Annotated in this window: 15 protein-coding genes and 1 tRNA gene; 6 read left to right on the top strand and 10 right to left on the bottom strand. The window is 67.0% G+C overall.

Annotated features, from left to right (window positions below):
• The first annotated feature begins 5 nt into the window (after window positions 1–5).
• From LA521A_RS10950 to LA521A_RS10935, 4 genes are all read left to right on the top strand, one after another.
• Window positions 6–758 (top strand): hypothetical protein, encoded by a 753-nt coding sequence (locus tag LA521A_RS10950; protein ID WP_281778939.1) that lies wholly within the window; start codon window positions 6–8, stop codon window positions 756–758.
• Entirely contained in the window at window positions 695–1,375 is a 681-nt protein-coding gene (locus LA521A_RS10945) for an O-antigen ligase family protein (protein WP_281778938.1), read from the top strand. The genes LA521A_RS10950 and LA521A_RS10945 overlap by 64 nt, the downstream gene beginning before the upstream one ends.
• 60 nt (window positions 1,376–1,435) lie before the next feature.
• Complete coding sequence (locus LA521A_RS10940) at window positions 1,436–2,815, top strand: undecaprenyl-phosphate glucose phosphotransferase (protein ID WP_281778937.1); 1,380 nt, start codon at window positions 1,436–1,438, stop codon at window positions 2,813–2,815.
• Between the two features lie 353 nt (window positions 2,816–3,168).
• Window positions 3,169–4,443: a nucleotide sugar dehydrogenase gene (locus tag LA521A_RS10935; protein WP_281778936.1), complete on the top strand. Its 1,275-nt coding sequence runs from the start codon at window positions 3,169–3,171 to the stop codon at window positions 4,441–4,443.
• A 4-nt stretch (window positions 4,444–4,447) separates the two neighbouring features.
• On the opposite strand, the gene arsC is transcribed toward LA521A_RS10935, so the two are convergent.
• Both arsC and LA521A_RS10925 read right to left on the bottom strand, forming a co-directional pair.
• Window positions 4,448–4,801, bottom strand: a complete 354-nt coding sequence (arsC, locus tag LA521A_RS10930) for an arsenate reductase (glutaredoxin) (protein WP_281778935.1) — start codon at window positions 4,799–4,801, stop codon at window positions 4,448–4,450.
• 66 nt (window positions 4,802–4,867) lie between these two features.
• Window positions 4,868–4,942, bottom strand: a tRNA-Val gene (locus tag LA521A_RS10925).
• Window positions 4,943–5,106: 164 nt separating this feature from the next.
• Here LA521A_RS10925 and LA521A_RS10920 point away from each other — a divergent pair.
• Entirely contained in the window at window positions 5,107–5,718 is a 612-nt protein-coding gene (locus tag LA521A_RS10920; protein WP_281778934.1) for a response regulator transcription factor, read from the top strand.
• Between the two features lie 13 nt (window positions 5,719–5,731).
• Here LA521A_RS10920 and LA521A_RS10915 read toward each other — a convergent pair whose 3' ends face one another.
• From LA521A_RS10915 to LA521A_RS10905, 3 genes are all read right to left on the bottom strand, one after another.
• A complete protein-coding gene (locus LA521A_RS10915; protein ID WP_281778933.1) occupies window positions 5,732–6,586 on the bottom strand; it encodes a tetratricopeptide repeat protein in 855 nt (284 codons plus the stop codon).
• Between the two features lie 276 nt (window positions 6,587–6,862).
• Window positions 6,863–7,489 (bottom strand): TetR/AcrR family transcriptional regulator, encoded by a 627-nt coding sequence (locus LA521A_RS10910; protein ID WP_281778932.1) that lies wholly within the window; start codon window positions 7,487–7,489, stop codon window positions 6,863–6,865.
• Between the two features lie 28 nt (window positions 7,490–7,517).
• A complete protein-coding gene (locus LA521A_RS10905; protein WP_281778931.1) occupies window positions 7,518–7,775 on the bottom strand; it encodes an acyl-CoA-binding protein in 258 nt (85 codons plus the stop codon).
• Between the two features lie 155 nt (window positions 7,776–7,930).
• On the opposite strand from LA521A_RS10905, the gene LA521A_RS10900 reads away from it, so the two are divergent.
• Window positions 7,931–9,925 (top strand): SDR family oxidoreductase, encoded by a 1,995-nt coding sequence (locus tag LA521A_RS10900; protein WP_281778930.1) that lies wholly within the window; start codon window positions 7,931–7,933, stop codon window positions 9,923–9,925.
• A gap of 163 nt (window positions 9,926–10,088) precedes the next feature.
• Here LA521A_RS10900 and LA521A_RS10895 read toward each other — a convergent pair whose 3' ends face one another.
• The 5 genes from LA521A_RS10895 to LA521A_RS10875 form a co-directional block, all read right to left on the bottom strand.
• On the bottom strand, window positions 10,089–11,069 hold the full coding sequence (locus tag LA521A_RS10895; protein ID WP_281778929.1) for a restriction endonuclease: 981 nt from the start codon (window positions 11,067–11,069) through the stop codon (window positions 10,089–10,091).
• Window positions 11,070–11,272: 203 nt separating this feature from the next.
• Window positions 11,273–11,845 carry a phasin family protein gene (locus LA521A_RS10890; protein WP_281778928.1) on the bottom strand — a complete coding sequence of 191 codons (573 nt, stop codon included), beginning with the start codon at window positions 11,843–11,845 and terminating at the stop codon, window positions 11,273–11,275.
• 84 nt (window positions 11,846–11,929) lie between these two features.
• Window positions 11,930–12,697, bottom strand: a complete 768-nt coding sequence (locus LA521A_RS10885) for a type 1 glutamine amidotransferase (protein ID WP_281778927.1) — start codon at window positions 12,695–12,697, stop codon at window positions 11,930–11,932.
• Between the two features lie 51 nt (window positions 12,698–12,748).
• The gene (locus LA521A_RS10880; RefSeq protein WP_281778926.1) at window positions 12,749–13,615 is read right to left on the bottom strand and encodes an EamA family transporter; all 867 of its coding nucleotides are present in this window, start codon (window positions 13,613–13,615) and stop codon (window positions 12,749–12,751) included.
• Between the two features lie 316 nt (window positions 13,616–13,931).
• Window positions 13,932–16,046 carry a DEAD/DEAH box helicase gene (locus LA521A_RS10875; RefSeq protein WP_343226691.1) on the bottom strand — a complete coding sequence of 705 codons (2,115 nt, stop codon included), beginning with the start codon at window positions 16,044–16,046 and terminating at the stop codon, window positions 13,932–13,934.
• Window positions 16,047–16,206 lie beyond the last annotated feature (160 nt).

Here is a 16,206-nt window from a genome sequence, read left to right as displayed (position 1 = left end):
ACTCGATGCGCCCGACGTTCGCTGACGTCGGGCGTGAGGCCTCGGTGCGTTCGATGACTCCCCGAAGCGTGATCACCGGCAACCGCATGCCGGAACTCGCCATCGGTTTTCTGCTGGTCATGGCGTTGGTCTTCGGCGGCGGATCTCGCGGCGCAGGCGATGTCATCGTGGTATTCGCCGCGATGCCGGTACTGTTGCTGGCCTGCATACGCTGGTCGTGGAAGGCACAGGACTTACTGCAGCGGTTGACGATGCTGCTCCTGATCGCAGTGGTGTCGTGGCACCTCGTCCAACTGGTTCCGTTTCCCTCGGATTGGATCGGCCGGTTGCCGATGCGCTCCGCAATCCTGTCCGATCTTCATGCCGCCGGCGTCAAGACTTCCGGCCTGCCGGCGACGCTCGACGCGTGGGCAACCGTACGTTCGCTGGTGCAATGGCTCGTCTTTTGCGCGATGGTCGCGCTGTTATCCACTGTTGGCAACAACGCCAGATACCGACTCCTCAAGCTGTGCGTGCTCCTTGGCTGCGTGCTCGGGCTGATCGGCTATGCGCAGGCGGCGGCTGGTCGGCATTCGATACTGCGCATGTACGATTACCATCACGCCATCGGCGCGATCGGAACGTTCGCGAATCGCAACCACTTCGCATCGCTGATGGCGATGCTGGCACGCTGTCGCTTGCACTGGCTACGCATGTGTCGTCGACGCGGCGCACGGAGGCGGCGCTGTGGTACGGCGCTACAGTCCTATTGCTCGTAGCCGCTGGACTGAGCTTTTCGCGTACCGGGTTCCTCCTGGCGTGCGCGGCGGCCACCGCGGTGATGCTGCTTCTTGTGAGACGTGTACGGCTTGCTGCCATCGGCATGACATTCGCCTGCTTCGCCAGCGCATGCATGGTCTGGGCGTACGCGTGGACCGGGCTCAGCGCTCGCCTCGAACTGGATCCGCTCAAGGACCTGCGCTGGCAGTACCTTGAGTACGGCTGGGAGGCCGCCAAAGCGTACTGGCCATGGGGTAGCGGTCCGGGGACCTTCCGTTACGCGTACGCCCCATTCGAGCCGCTCACGAAGACCGGCGCGGTCTACGCATTGCACGCACACGATGAGTTCCTGGAACTTCTCGTCGAGTGGGGCGCATTCGGCGTCTTCTTCGTGGCCGCGGCACTGGCGCTGTTCGTTATCGCGATAAGAAACAAACTGATTGTTGCGCGCGACAGACCGCCAATAATGGTTGGTTCTGTTGTTGCCGTCACGGTTCCCATGTTGCACTCGCTCGTCGACTATCCGCTTCGCACGTACGCCGTGATGGCCGTGCTGGCGGTGCCGCTGTCCCTGCTGCTGTCCGGGACGCGCGGTAACTGCGGCGGGGAGGCGTGAGCCATGCTTCCGGTCCCGATCCGCAGGCCCTATGAGATAGAGAGTCTGCCGCAGACGCGCATGTCCGCGCTCCTATCGATCCTGCTGCGGCTGGGCGACATGGTGGTGCTCGCTGCTGCTGCGGTATTGGCGTACCGTCTGCGGTTTGGCTCGCTCAGCATGCCGATCGAGTTCGAGCGGGCAATCGCGCGAGGTTTGCTGTTCACGATGATCGTGCTCGGCTCGTCTTCATGCTATAGCGGCTGGCGCGCCAAGCACTGGACCCGGCATGGATTCCGTCTGCTTGCGTTGTGGGTAATGGTCTTCGTTCTGGGCGTGCTTTACGTCGCCCTTCTGAAGGTGCCTGGCGTAACGTCGCGCCTCTGGTGGGCTTACTGGTGCTTCGGTACTGTCGTGGCGTCGGTCGCGCTGCGTGTCGTATGTCGCGCGGTGAACCGCTACGCCGTGTCGCACGGCCACGACGTGTGCCGGGCGGTCGTCGTCGGCGACGCTGCGGCGGCTTCGCGCGTCGCGCAGCAGCTTCGATCCTGCGGCGCCCACCTCGTCGAACTGCGCGGGTGGTTCTCGGTGATGCCGGATGCTCGTGAGGCGATCGCGGGCGTCGCGCATCTTGGCGCAATGGACACCATGCGCGCGTACGTGGCGTCGAACGGTATCCGGCAGGTGTGGATCGCACCCGGCGATGCAAGTGCGCCCTGGCTAACCAGCGTTCTGGGTTCGCTCGAGCACTCCACCGCGGACATCAAGTACGTCCCGAATGTCTGCGAACGCGAGATCTTCAACGGTTCGGTCGAGCTGTTGAACGAGCTGCCGGTCATCAATCTGCGCGCCAGCCCATTGAATGGCGAAGCCCGCGTGATCAAGGGAGTGGAAGATCGCGTACTCGCGCTCCTTATCCTGTTGGTCGTCGGGCCACTGATGGCGCTGATCGCGTCCGGCGTAAAACTAAGTTCACCCGGGCCGGTCCTGTTCAAGCAGAAGCGACACGGACTCGATGGAAAAACCATCGAAGTGTGGAAGTTCCGGAGCATGCGACTCCATGCAGAAAGCCACGGCGAGGTCACCCAGGCAACTCGCGAGGACCCGCGCGTGACGCGTTTTGGCCGCCTCTTAAGGCGAACGAGCCTGGACGAGCTCCCGCAGTTCTTCAACGTCCTGGAGGGAACGATGTCCATCGTCGGTCCGCGTCCGCACGCGATCGAGCACAACAATTACTACAAGAGCGTCGTCCAGAACTACATGCAGCGACATCGCATGAAGCCGGGCATCACCGGCTGGGCGCAAGTGAATGGTTTGCGCGGGGAAACGGACACGCTGGAGAAGATGAGCCGGCGCGTCGACTACGACCTTTACTACATACAGAACTGGTCGGTGTTGTTTGACTTGAGGATCATCGTCATGACCTTGGCGAAGGGGTTCGTTGGAGCGGGCGCCTACTAGGGCCAGCGACCTCGACGGAAACTAAGCAGGGCTCGTTTGAATGTTCCGTGCGGCTAAGAACTTGTCATTCCTTTCGCTCAGTACGATGCTCGCGCGATAGGTACGAGGCATCATTCACTCGGCGCAACTACCGCGCGCTAATCAGTCTCTATAGTGCGGGTGGTCGGGAGTCTGACCGGCCGGCGGTCGTCACGTCGTCGGTGCGCAGCGGCTAGTGCCTTCCGCGGCGCCGACAGGGGAGGCGGCTGAGACTATCCCGTCCTGCACGTTCGGCCGCGCCTTTCCATTCAGTCGATTATCATGGAAGCCGGCCGCCGGGCCTGCATTGTCATCCCGCTAAAGAGGGGCATCGGATGGATTTGAAGGGCCGCTGCGTTGCCGTCATTGGCATGGGGTACGTTGGGCTCCCACTCGCTGTAGAGTTCGGTAGGCTAATTGATACGCTTGGCTATGATATCGACGCGCGACGCGTCGCCGAGCTCGAGGTCGGCGACGACTCGAATAGCGAACTGGCTTGTGCGGATATCGCGGGAGCACCGCGACTACGGTTTACATCGGATACGGCGCAGCTCCGCGCCTGCAACGTCTTCATCGTCACCGTCCCCACCCCCGTAGACGAGCACAAGCGACCCGATTTCCGTCCCCTGATCGACGCCAGCCGCACCATCGGCGGGGTGCTCAAGAAGGGCGACACGGTGATCTATGAGTCCACCGTGTATCCGGGCGCGACGGAGGAGATCTGCGTGCCGGAACTGGAGCGCGTCTCCGGTCTCACGTTCAATCAGGACTTCTTCGTCGGCTACAGCCCCGAGCGGATCAACCCCGGCGACAAGCAGCGCAAGCTGGTCGACATTCCGAAGGTGACGTCCGGGTCCACGCCGGAAGCCGCCGAGTTCGTCGATGCGCTGTACCGCAGCATCATCAAGGCCGGCACGCACAAGGCGTCCAGCATCCGGGTGGCCGAAGCATCCAAGGTCATCGAGAACACCCAGCGCGACGCCAACATCGCGCTGGTGAACGAGTTCGCGCTGATCTTCCAGCGCCTGGGCATCGACACGACCGAGGTGCTGGAAGCGGCCGGAACCAAGTGGAATTTCCTGCCGTTCCGGCCGGGGCTGGTGGGTGGGCACTGCATCGGCGTGGACCCGTACTACCTCATCCAGAAGGCGCAGGCGGCAGGGTATTACCCCGACATCCTGCTGGCGTGCCGGCGTATCAATGACGCGATGGGCGAGCACGTCGCGACCGATGTGGTGAAGCTCATGATCCAGCGCGATATCGCGGTTGCCGGATCGCGCATCCTGATCCTCGGACTCACCTTCAAGGAAAACTGCGCCGACCTGCGCAACACGCGCGTGGCGGAACTCGCGCAGAAATTCGGCGAATACCGGGCGAAGGTGGACATCCACGACCCATGGGCCGATGCCGCTGAAGCGCGCGACGCGTACGGGATCGAACTGGTCTCCCAACCCGAGCACGGCGCGTACGATGCGGTGGTGCTGGCCGTCGCGCACGATCAGTTCCGGGCGATGGAGGCGGGCGGCGCACGGGCTTTCGGGAAGCCGCACGCGCTGCTTTACGACATCAAGAGCCTGTATCCGCGCGATGAGGTCGACGCGCGGCTGTAGCGGGTCAGGGGAGCAGTTCCAGCACGCGCTCGGGCGGCCGGCCGATGACGGCCCGGCCGCCGTGCACGAAGATCGGTCGCTCTATCAGGCGCGGATGCGTGCTCATCGCGTCGATCAACGCCGACTCCGGCAACGATTCGTCCGCCAGGCCGAGCGCCTTGTAGTCCTCCTCACCGCTACGCAGCAGCTGGCGCGCGGGCAGGCGCAACGCATCGAGCAGGGCTTGGATGTCGGCCGGAGAGGGCGGGGAATCCAGGTAGGCCACGATCTCCGGCTCGATGCCGCGTTCGTGAAGCAGTTCGAGCGCGCCCCGCGACTTCGAGCAGCGCCGATTGTGGTACAGCCGCGTTCCGTTCATCTGACCCTCCGTGAATGCCGGGACGGAAAAGCAAAAGGCCGGCTTTCGCCGGCCTTTGCCTGAAACTGGTGGGCGGTACAAGTTTCGAACTTGTGACCCCTGCCGTGTGAAAGCAGTGCTCTACCGCTGAGCTAACCGCCCGTAAGGGCTGCGCAGTATACAGCAAAGGGGCCGGAGTTTGGCAACACCCCGGCCGCCGAGTGGAGGGCTGAGCGGCGGAGACTCTTCCTCGCAACAATCAGAATATTCCGCTTACGCGCCCCCTTGCGGTCGGCGAAACTCGCCCGATGATCCGCACACTGCTTGTGGACGACCACGCGATCGTCCGAGAAGGCTTCAAACGCCTCTTCCATAACACTGGCCGCTACGAAGTGGTCGCCGAAGCCGCCGACGCCGCGCAGGCGCTGGAGATCGTCCGCATCCGTCCCATCGACGTGGCGGTCATCGACCTCAGCCTTGCGACAGCCGATGGCGGCCTGGTGCTGTTGCGCACGCTTGGCAGCAAGTTGCCGCAGGTTCGCCGCGTCGTGGTCAGCATGCACAGCGATCCCGGCGTGGTGCTCCGTGCGCTCGACGAGGGCGCCCACGGCTACGTCACCAAGACGGCGGCGATCGCCGAACTGGTGTCGGTCCTCGACCGGGTCATGAAGGGCGACGTGGCGCTGAGCAGCGACATCGGGCAGGCGGTAGAACGCCCGCGCGATTTCGGCCTGACGCCGCGCGAGCTGGAGACGCTCCGCGGCCTGCTGTCCGAGCTTCCGCCCAAGGCCATCGCGGCCGATCTGGGCATCAGCGTGAAGACGCTCTACCGGCATCGCACCAGCCTGATGGTGAAGCTCGGGGTGCGTACCTTGCCGGCGCTGGCGCGCGTCGCGCGCGAACGCGGGTATCTGGGGATGCTGCACCCAGAGCTTTGAGGCCGGGCGCCGGTCACTCCAACTGCGATGCCGCGTAGGCGGCGTCCAGCGCCTCCATGGCATCGAGCGGCTTGAGCCTGGCCGCTTTTTCGTATTCCGCGGCGGCGGCGTCTTCCTTCTTGTCGCCGTGCAGCAGCATCAGCACGTTGCCGTACTCGATGTGCGCGATCGGCGAGTCCGGGGTGAGCTTCAGCGCGGTCGCGATGTGCTTTTCCGCTTCCGCGGCCTTGGCTCCGTACGTCAGGCCGCCGATCATCGCGCCCACCTTGCCGATGATCTCCGCGTGGTAGAGCGCCATCGCGGTGTGGGCTTCGGCGTGCTTCGGGGCGAGGTCCAGCGTGGCCTCCAGGGCGCCCCTGACCTTGCCGGCGATGCCGGCCTTCAAGGCCTTCGCGATGCTGAGGCCCTGGCTGTATCGGCCCAGCGCGAACGCGTAACGGTAATGGCTGTTCGCCTCGTCCGGCAGCGCTCTCGTCGCGGCTTCGGCCAGCTTGGCGGCCTGTTCGAAACGCTTGAGCCGCTCGGCGTCGTCGTCCACCAGATAGGTCGCGTGGATGCCCAACGCTTTCACGGCCACCGATGCGCCCGTAGGCCCCAACGCCGCACCCGCCTCGTGCGCTGCTTTGAAGTCGCCGCGATGGAAGGCCCGCCAGGCGTCCTGTAGCTGCGCCGCCAATGCGTCGGCGTCCACGCCCTTGGGCGCGGCCTTGCCGGCGGAGGACAGCAGGACCGCCGCCCGCTTCGCGTCGGGGTACGGCTCGGCATCGCCAGCGTGCAGCTTCGGCCAGGCCTTCCGGAGGGCGTCGCCGGCGTACGTGAAGCCCTTGGCGTCGTGCGGAAAGGCGGCCCAACTGGACTTCGCGGCCATCGGCGGTGCCTCGTGCGGTCGATGGCGCAGCATCCCGCCTGCGCCCCGGGGCTGGCAAGGGGGCGGGCTAGGGTGATTGCTCGATCGCGACGGCGGACAGTCGGGTGGCAGCCCGGCCGGCCGCAGGAGACATCGATGATCCATCGAACCAGCCGCAGGACCACCCGCAGAACCACCGTGCGACACGTGTGGCTCGCGGGTCTGGGGCTTGCGGCCGTACTCGTGCGGCAGGTGCGCAACAAGGTTCCGCGCTGAGCGCAGGTCGCGCGGCGAGCGTCAGTCCAGGTACGCCCGCGTCAGCGTGTTGAGATGCACGCGTTCGGCATCGCGTAGGAACGGCGCCAGCAGCATCATCACCTGCACGATGCCGTCGCGGATGGCGGCGTGTTCGTCCTTGTCGCCGCGCGCGGCCGCGTAGTTCAGCCAGAACGTGGCGATGACCAGCACGTTGGTCGCGGTCGCGGCGAGTTCGTCCTTCGAGGCCCGCATGATCCCGGCCTGCACCAGTCCGCGCATCACCGTATGCGCCTGCTCGTTGGCGCGTCGCAGGATGCGCGCGAAGCGCAGCCGCAGGCGACGGTTCCGGCTGAGGATTTCCACCAGGTCGCGATGCAGGAAGCGGTAATCCCAGATGCATTCGAACACCAGGTGCAGCTGCAGCCAGATGTCCTCCAGTCCCGGCAACCGGCCCTGCGGCGCGGCGAGCGCGGCGTCCATGCGCTCCTCGAAGCGCGCGAACAGCTGCTCGATGATGTCGTCCTTGTTGCGGAAGTGGTAGTACAGGTTGCCCGGGCTGATCTCCAGCTCGTCGGCGATGTGGTTCGTGGTGACGTTCGGCTCGCCCAGGGCATTGAACATCGTCAATGCGCTGTCGAGGATGCGCTGGCGCGTCTGTTTCGCCATCGGTCGTGTTCGGCGGCTGCGGCGCGTGTCAGGCGCGCAGCTTCTTCACCAGGTCGACGTACTTCTGCTTGGCCTCGTCGCTGCACGTGCCCTTGAGCTTCGCCCACGCCTCGTACTTCGCGGTGCCGACGAAGTCGAAGAAGCCGGGCTTGGCTCCGGAGACATCGCCCTCGGAGCCCTGCTTGTACAGCGCGTACAGGCGCAGCAAGGTCTCGTTGTCCGGGCGCTCGGGCAGGGACTGGACGTCCTTGGCGGCTTGTTCGAAAGCGGACTGCAGGTCGGTCATGACGGCGCCCCTCCGGCGGCCCGGGATCGTGGCCGGAATTACCTCACGCACCCTCGGCGCGGGTCAATACGGCCGGGAATTGTGACGAGGCGGGGCCTCTGGCAACGTAGGCGGCAGGCGCCGCGCGGCGGCCAACGCAAGGTCGGGGAAAGGGCATGAGCTACTTCGTCACCGGTGCCACGGGTTTCATCGGCCGCCTCCTGGTCGATCGGCTGCTCCGCCAGCGCAAGGGCACCGTCTACGTGCTGGTGCGCAAGGATTCGCGGAAGAAGCTTGATGCCATCGCGAAGAAGATGGCGTGGGACATGAAGCGCGTCGTTCCGGTCGAAGGCGACATGACGCAGGAAAACTGCGGCGTTTCGGCATCGCAGGCACGTGCCCTGGCCGGAAAGGTGAAGCATTTCTTCCACCTCGCCGCGATCTACGACCTCACCGCCAAGCCCGACGCGCAACACATCGCGAACGTCGAAGGCACGCGCCACGCGCTCGACCTTGCCGCCGCGCTGAAGGCCGGCGTGTTCCACCACACCAGCTCGATCGCCGCCGCGGGCCTGTATCCGGGCGTGTTCCGAGAGGACATGTTCGCCGAGGCCGAGGGGCTGGACGATCCGTACCTTCGGACCAAACACGATTCCGAAGGCCTCGTGCGCCGCGAAACACGCGTGAAGTGGCGCATCTACCGCCCCGGCATGGTCGTCGGCCATTCGCAGACGGGCGAGATGGACAAGATCGACGGCCCGTATTTCTTCTTCACCTTCCTCAAGAAGCTGCGGCAGATGCTGCCGCCCTGGATGCCGATGCTTGGCCTGGAAGGCGGCCGCATCAACATCGTGCCGGTGGATTACGTCGTCGATGCGATGGACCACATCGCGCACAAGCCGCGGCTGGACGGGCATTGCTTCCATCTCACCGATCCGGAGCCGCTGCGCGTGGGCGAAGTGCTCAACACCTTCGCGCGCGCCGGGCATTCGCCGGAGATGACCATGCGCCTGGATGCACGCATGTTCGCCTTCATCCCCGGGAGCGTGCGCGGCGCCGTGGCGAACTTGCCGCCGGTGCGCCGGTTCATCGGCATGCTGCTGCGCGATTTCAAGATTCCCAAGCAGGTGATGAAGTTCCTCACCTATCCCACGCGGTTCGACAATCGCGAAGCCGAGCGCGCGCTCAAGGGCAGCGGCATCCAGGTGCCGCCGCTGGACAGCTACGCGTGGCGGCTGTGGGATTACTGGGAACGTCACCTCGACCCCGACCTGTTCGTCGATCGCAGCCTCAAGGGCAAGGTGCGCAACAAGGTCGTGGTGATCACCGGCGGTTCGTCGGGCATCGGACTGGCGACCGCGCAGCGTGTGGCCGAAGCCGGCGCGATCACGATCATCGTCGCGCGCGGCGAGGACGAGCTGTTCAAGGCCCGCGACGCGATGAACGCCGCCGGCGGCAAGGTGTTCGCCTACACCGCGGACTTGGCCGACATGGCCGATTGCGATCGCCTCGTGCAGACGGTGCTGGAGGAACACGGCCGCTGCGACGTGCTGGTCAACAACGCGGGCCGTTCGATCCGCCGTTCCATCGAGCTGAGCTACGACCGCTTCCACGACTTCGAACGGACGATGCAGCTGAACTATTTCGGCAGCCTGCGTCTGATCATGGGGTTCCTCCCCGGCATGACGCAGCGCCGGAAGGGCCACATCATCAACATCAGTTCGATCGGCGTGCTGGCCAACTCACCGCGTTTCTCGGCCTATGTCGCATCCAAAGCGGCGCTCGATGCGTGGAGCCGCTGCGCGCAGGGCGAGCTGTCGGGCAAGGGCATCAGCTTCACCACGATCAACATGCCGCTGGTGAAGACGCCGATGATCGCGCCGACGCGGATGTACGACAGCGTGCCGACGCTCACGCCCGACGAGGCGGCCGACATGGTCATCAAGGGCATCATCGAACGCCCGAGCCGCATCGCCACGCGCCTGGGCATCTTCGCCTCGGTCGTCAACGCGCTGGCGCCGAAGGCGTACGAGGTCATCATGAGCACGGCGTTCGAGCTGTTCCCCGATTCCGCCGCCGCACGCGGCGACAAGCAGGCGCTGAAGGGCGAGGTCGCGCCGAGCAGCGAACAGATCGCGTTCGCGGCGCTGATGCGGGGCGTGCACTGGTAGGTTTCGATCGACGAACCACCAGACCGTCGTCATCGCGGCGAAGGCCGGGATCCAGGTGAGGGCACATCCGCATCGTTGAGGGCTCTTGTAGCCCGGGTAAGCGCAGCGCACCCGGGTAGCGCGCCGCACACCCGGCGCGCATCATTCAGCCGCGACGAACGCCTCAATACGCCCGGCACTGCAGGAAGCGCACCTTCCGCTCGCTTCCCGCCGGCGGCTGCAGCTGCAGCCGCGAGGCGCGCAGTGCGTCGTAGCGGGCGAGCACGCCGCAGACTTCTTCCACCTGCAGCTGGTCGACGTCGGCACGCTGCTGGATCACCAGCGTCGAGCTGGTAGACCACAGCACGCGCTCGACCCACGGCAAGCCGGCGATCGCGTGGATCACTTCGCCGCGTTCGAACTGTTCGCGGTTCGGATCGGCCGGTGCCGCGAGCGAGGGGTCGGCGGCGGGCGCGTGCGGCGCGGCAGTCGGCGGCGCCGTGGGCTTCGTCGGCGCGGCCACGGGTGTTGTCGGCGTTACGGCGGTCAGAGACACGGGCGCATCATCGCGCGTCATCGCCGGCACGAAACCGGCGATGACGCCCAGCACCAGCGCGCCGACCCAAGCCAGCGCGGTTTCGCGCACGCTGCGCCGGCGCGCGTTGAGCGTGAGATCGTCGCGCAGCGACGCCGGCAGCATCGGGCCGACCAGCGCCCACAACGCGCTGCCGTCGAACAGTTCCAGCCCGTCGCCTGCCTTGTGGGCGTCGGCATCGATGCGCGCGGGGGTGGCGAGCACGCCGCCCGCAGCGCCGTTGAATCGCACCGCGTCGGCGAGCTCGCGCACGCTGGCGACGCCCAGGCGGGAGCGCGCGCCGGTCAGCTTGCAGGCCAGCAGCCAGGGGCGGCCGTCGCGCTTCAGGCGGATTTCGGCCTGCGGGCCGCGTTCGAGCGTCTGTTCGACGGACTCGGCCTCGAAACCCTGCGTCTGGAGCGCTTCGACCACCAGGCGCGAGAACTCGCGCCACCGCATGCCGGCGAGCGCTTCGAGCCCGGCCATCGTTTCGCCCTGTCGACGGCGCACCAGCCACAGCCATGCCGTCGCGGCGGCGCCCAGCAATACGGTGATCGACAGCGCGATCGTCAGGGAAAAGCCGGCCAGCATGTACAACCCGGAGTCGTCGGAGGCTGGCGACTATACGACAGCGACGCGACGCGCCGCTTGGCATGCATCACGCACCGCGAGGTACCGGACAAGGAAAGCCCGCCAGTCCGAAACCGTAAGGGGAGGGGAGCATACGGAGCAGCGGACTGGCGGGCTTGTCGGGACGCCCGGCGAGCGCCGGGCGATAAAACGGTCTGCTGGGATCAGGAGGACGCGTTCGAGCGCGAGCGGGTCGTCTTGCGCGGCGACTTGCGCGCAGCCGGCGCCTGCTTGCTGGTTGCGGACTTCCGGGCGGTCGCCTTGCGCGGTGCCGGGGCGCCGCCCTGGCGACGCAGTTCGGCGGTGAGCGCATCCACGCGACGGCTCAATTCGTTCAGATCATCGCGGCCGGGCACGCCGAGCTTCACCAGCGAACGCTGCACGCGGTCCTCGAACACCTTTTCCAGGCGATCCCAGGTATCGACCGCACGCTCGCGGGCCTGGCCCACGCGCGAACCGACGACGTCGCGCACCACTTCGGCCTGTCCGCCGGCGAAGCGACGCGCGGTCTGCTCCAGCGTCATGCCTTCCTTGATCAGTGCATCGAACAGCTTCGTGCCTTCGGCCTGCGCGCGCGAGAACGCGCCCACGCCGGCCAGCCAGATCTGCTGCGCCGATTCGCTCAGGCTGCGCGAGAGCTGGTCGGCCTGCTGCTGCGAATCCGCGGTGCCTGCCTTCTTGCGCGGGCGCGCGCCGGAGGTCGTGGTCTTGCCGGCGGCCTTCTTGAACTTCGCCATGCGGGTTCCCTCGATGCGGGTGGCTGGGGTCCGGTCACCATCGCGCCCGGCTCTAGAGCTTTCACACCAAGCCCGCGTGCGAGTTCAGACCCATTCCCGCGAGGGCAGCGTGATGCGTCGCTGCGGGCGACCCACCAGATCCAGGAACCGGTTGAACACCTCGTCCGCGCGCGACTGCATGCCGGCGATGTGCTCGCGCGTGTGGCGGCGGATCGTCTCGACGTCCGCGCGTGCCGGATCGAGCCCGCGCAGTTCCGCCAGTTCCTCGCGGTAGGCGGGATTGGCCAGCCAGCGCTCGATCAGCGCCTCGTCCATTTCCAGGTGGAACTGGAATCCGTACGCGTTCTCGCCGTAGCGGAAGGCCTGCTGGTCGCAGCCGGCGGTGCTCGCCAGATGCGCCGCTTCGCGCGGCACCTCGAAGCGGTAGCGATGCCACTGGAACACCGGCGCGGTGTCGCCCAGCGGCGAGAGCACCGGATCTTCGCGCCCGGCCTGCGTGGTGTTCAGTGGGTACCAGCCGATTTCCGGCGCCTCGTGCCGCCGCACGGGCGCGCCCAGCACGTGCGCCAACAGCTGCGCGCCCAGGCAGATGCCGAGCACCGGCTTGCCCTGTTCGAGCATGGCTTCGATCGCGCGCAGTTCGGTCTTCAGGTGCGGACGCCGTGCCTGGTCCTCGACGTTCATCGGCCCGCCGAGCACGACCAGGCCGCGGTAGCGGTCGACGTTCGGTTCGAGCTCCGGCTGCCGCTCGAAATTGGCGAAGCGGATGCGATGGCCGCGCCGGCGGATGAGGCGGTCGAGCGTGCCGAGCGGCTCTGCGGCGACGTGCTGGAAGACGAGCAGGCGGGACATGGCGGAACGAACCGCGGGACAGGGCGACCGACTATGCCAAATCCGCGTGCGCTACGCGCGCGGCGCGGTCGCGATGACGGCGATGGCGACCAGCGCGAGCACGATCGCCAGCCGGTTCCAGCGGCTGGTCTTCTCGCCGAAGGCGAGCACGCCCACCAGCGTTCCCATCACGACGACGCCGATGTTCATCGCCGCGAAGACCACCGACGGACTGTCCGGCATGGCCTGGTGCGCGCGCACGTAGAAAACGATGTTGCCGAAGTTGACCACGCCCAGCAGCAGCCCGCCGCCGAGGTTGCGCCACGCCATCCGGGTGCGCCCGCGCAACTGGCGCACGAGCTGCGTGCCGAGCATCAGCACGAAGGCGATCGCGAACGCCGCCTGCAGCGCGGCCATCGACGGCGTGCCCGCCAGCGCGATGCGCTTGAGCATCACGTCCACCAGCGCGAAGCCGACCCAGACGGTGAGCAAGAGCAGCCAGCTGCGGCGTTCCTCGCGTGGCGTCGCGGTCTCCGGTCGCGCGACGATGCCGGCGACGGCAATCAGTCCGAGCACGAGTCCGAGCAGCCGTTGTCCGTCGGCGCGTTCGCCGAACAGCGTGAACGCCGCCGCCAGCGAAAGCAGCAACGACAGCCGCTGCGCCACGTCGGTTCGCACGATGCCGGCCGCACGCACCGATGCGCCGAGTACCAGGAACAACGACGGCAGCACGACCGCCAACCCGAGCAGCGCGACCCACGGCGTGTCCGGATGCGTGAGGCTGTCCAGCGGCGGCCGCAGCAGCCACGCGCACAGCGCCGCCGCGGCGAGGTAGTTCCAGGTGACCAGTTGGCCGACGTCGAGCCTTGCGCGGGGCGCGAGCTTGAGCAGCACCGAGACGAGCACGCTGCACAGGGCGCTGAGGAGGATCAGGTGCATCGGGGCTTGGCTTTCCGTGATCGACGGCGGGCGCCGATGATGCCACTGAACATGCCGTCGTCCGGGGCGAAGTGGTAACTGCCGTCATCCCGGCGGAAGCCGGGACCCAGGCCGGTTGGGTATCCGCTGCAGTCCGTCATTCCAGCGAAGGCCGGAATCCATTTCGATGCTGGCGGAGATCAACCAAGTAACGGCGCAGTTGCGTCGCCAGGAACAACAGCGCCGCTTTTCGCTGCAGTGGCGACCGACGGCCACCCCTTCGTTGCCCTCACCCAACCCCTCGCCCGACGGGAGAGGGGCTGAAACACCGCCGGCTTCAGCGTGGCTTCGGCCTGAAGCCGCCCGGCTTGCGGGGGCCGGCGCCCTGCGGACGCGGGCCGCGCGGCGGTCGCCGGTCGTCGTCGAAACTGCCGCGTTCGTGGCGACCGTGCGGACGCTGGCCGCCATGGCCGCCTTCGCCAGGTCGGCTGATGCGCAACTGCTGGCCCGCCACGCGAACGCGCTTGAGGTGGTCCATGACCTCGCGCGGCATGCCTTCGGGCAGGTCGATCAGGCTGTGGTCGTCGCGGATGTCGATGCGGCCGATGTAACGGCTCTCGAGTTCGGCCTCGTTGGCGATCGCGCCGACGATGTTGCCCGGCTTCACACCGTGCTGGTGGCCGACCTCGATGCGGAAGGTTTCCATGCCGACTTCCGGCGCCCGTGCCTCACGCGGCTCGCGCTCGCGCTGCTCATGGCGCGGCGCCGGCGCGTCGTCGTCGAACATCGATTCGGCCGCATTGAACGAACGCTCGTTCTGCGGACGCTCGGCGCGCTGCTCGAACTGCGGCCGCTCGATCGCCGGACGCTCGTAGCGCTCCGTCGGCGCCTCGCTGCGTTGCGGACGCTCGTGACGATCGGCCCGCTCCTGGCGGGGCTCGTGACGCGATTCATGGCGCGCCTCGCGCGGCGCACGCGGCCCGCTGTCGCGTTCGAATCGCGAATCGCGATCGCGCCCGGACTCGCGGTTGAAGCGCGAATCGCGCCCCTGCTCGCGCGGCCCGCGCTGTTCGAAACCGACCTGCGCATGCGGACGCAGCTTCTCGGCGGTGACGTCCAGCAGCAGCGGCATGTCGCCCTGCAGCAGCTTCGCCAGCGCGGCGGCGATCTCCACCGCCGGCACGTTCTGCTCGCGCTCGTAGCGTTCGACCAGGTCGCGGAACTGCGCCAGATCGTCGCTGTCCAGCGCGCCGGTGATGCGGCCGAGGAACCGGTTCACGCGCTGCTCGTTGACCGTTTCGATGGTCGGCAGCGCCATGGGTTCGATCGGCTGGCGCGTCGCGCGTTCGATCGCGCGCAGCATGCCGCGCTCGCGCGGCGTCACGAACAGGATCGCCTCGCCCTTGCGGCCCGCGCGGCCGGTGCGGCCGATGCGGTGCACGTAGCTTTCGGTGTCGTACGGAATGTCGAAATTCAGCACGTGGCTGATGCGTTCGACGTCGAGCCCGCGCGCGGCGACGTCGGTGGCGACCAGCACGTCGATCTTCCCGTCCTTGAGGTTCTGGATGGTCTTCTCGCGCTGCGCCTGCTGCACGTCGCCGTTGATGGCCGCAGCGGCGATCCCGCGCGCGGCCAGCTTGTCGGCCAGTTCCTCGGTCGCCTGCTTGGTGCGCGCGAAGACGATCATCGCGTCGAACGGCTCGGCTTCCAGGATGCGCGTGATCGCGTCGAGCTTGTGCACGCCGCTCACCGCCCAGTAGCGCTGGCGGATGTTGGCGGCGGTGGTGGTCTTGGCCTTGATCGAGATCTCGACCGGGTCCTTCAGGTACGTCTGCGCGATGCGCTTGATCGGCGGCGGCATCGTCGCGGAGAACAACGCGACCTGGCGCGTTTCCGGCGTCTTCTTCAGCACGGCCTCGACATCGTCGATGAAGCCCATGCGCAGCATTTCGTCCGCTTCGTCGAGCACCAGGCAGCGCAGTTCCGACAGATCGAGCGAGCCGCGCTCGAGATGGTCGATCACGCGGCCGGGCGTGCCGACGACGACCTGCACGCCGCGCTTGAGCGCCTGCAGCTGCGGGTAATAGCTCTGGCCGCCGTAGATCGGCAGCACGTGGAAGCCGGGCAGGTGGTGCGCGTACTTCTGGAACGCCTCGGCCACCTGGATGGCCAGTTCACGCGTCGGCGCGAGCACCAGCGCCTGCGGCTTGTGACGATTGGGCTCGATCTGCGCCAGGATCGGCAGCGCGAACGCGGCGGTCTTGCCGGTGCCCGTCTGCGCCTGGCCGAGCACGTCGCGGCCTGCCAGCAGCGGCGGAATCGTCGCGGCCTGGATGGGGGAAGGGGATTCGTAGCCGACGTCGGCCAGTGCCTTGAGCAGGGGCTCGGGCAGGTCGAGATCGGTGAATTTCAGGGACGGGGCATCGTTCGAGCTTTGCGACTCGGCGCTCATGGGGGAGGACTCGGCAGCGCCGGCGAACGCCGGTCGGAAGACTGAACAGTGTAACCGAGGGGCGTGGTGGGGCTGTGTAGCGATGCGCGAGTGCGGGGAAAAATGCGCCCGCGCGCGTGCAAACCGCTCTTGTAGCCCGGGTGCGCTTCGCTTACCCGGG

The sequence above is a fragment of the Lysobacter auxotrophicus genome, from assembly GCF_027924565.1.
GTDB lineage: Bacteria > Pseudomonadota > Gammaproteobacteria > Xanthomonadales > Xanthomonadaceae > Lysobacter_J > Lysobacter_J auxotrophicus.
Note: the sequence above shows the minus strand (reverse complement) of the source record. Positions and strands in the feature narration are given on the sequence as shown.

What these genes read in the sequence shown, in the direction of transcription:
- LA521A_RS10900 (WP_281778930.1), top strand. Translation starts at nt 7,931, where the DNA reads ATGAGCTACTTCGTCACCGGTGCCACGGGTTTCATCGGCCGCCTCCTG.
- LA521A_RS10895 (WP_281778929.1), bottom strand. Translation starts at nt 11,069, where the DNA reads ATGCTGGCCGGCTTTTCCCTGACGATCGCGCTGTCGATCACCGTATTG.
- LA521A_RS10890 (WP_281778928.1), bottom strand. Translation starts at nt 11,845, where the DNA reads ATGGCGAAGTTCAAGAAGGCCGCCGGCAAGACCACGACCTCCGGCGCG.
- LA521A_RS10910 (WP_281778932.1), bottom strand. Translation starts at nt 7,489, where the DNA reads ATGGCGAAACAGACGCGCCAGCGCATCCTCGACAGCGCATTGACGATG.
- LA521A_RS10940 (WP_281778937.1), top strand. Translation starts at nt 1,436, where the DNA reads ATGTCCGCGCTCCTATCGATCCTGCTGCGGCTGGGCGACATGGTGGTG.
- LA521A_RS10885 (WP_281778927.1), bottom strand. Translation starts at nt 12,697, where the DNA reads ATGTCCCGCCTGCTCGTCTTCCAGCACGTCGCCGCAGAGCCGCTCGGC.
- arsC (WP_281778935.1), bottom strand. Translation starts at nt 4,801, where the DNA reads ATGAACGGAACGCGGCTGTACCACAATCGGCGCTGCTCGAAGTCGCGG.
- LA521A_RS10905 (WP_281778931.1), bottom strand. Translation starts at nt 7,775, where the DNA reads ATGACCGACCTGCAGTCCGCTTTCGAACAAGCCGCCAAGGACGTCCAG.
- LA521A_RS10915 (WP_281778933.1), bottom strand. Translation starts at nt 6,586, where the DNA reads ATGGCCGCGAAGTCCAGTTGGGCCGCCTTTCCGCACGACGCCAAGGGC.
- LA521A_RS10935 (WP_281778936.1), top strand. Translation starts at nt 3,169, where the DNA reads ATGGATTTGAAGGGCCGCTGCGTTGCCGTCATTGGCATGGGGTACGTT.
- LA521A_RS10875 (WP_343226691.1), bottom strand. Translation starts at nt 16,046, where the DNA reads ATGAGCGCCGAGTCGCAAAGCTCGAACGATGCCCCGTCCCTGAAATTC.
- LA521A_RS10880 (WP_281778926.1), bottom strand. Translation starts at nt 13,615, where the DNA reads ATGCACCTGATCCTCCTCAGCGCCCTGTGCAGCGTGCTCGTCTCGGTG.
- LA521A_RS10950 (WP_281778939.1), top strand. Translation starts at nt 6, where the DNA reads ATGCGCCCGACGTTCGCTGACGTCGGGCGTGAGGCCTCGGTGCGTTCG.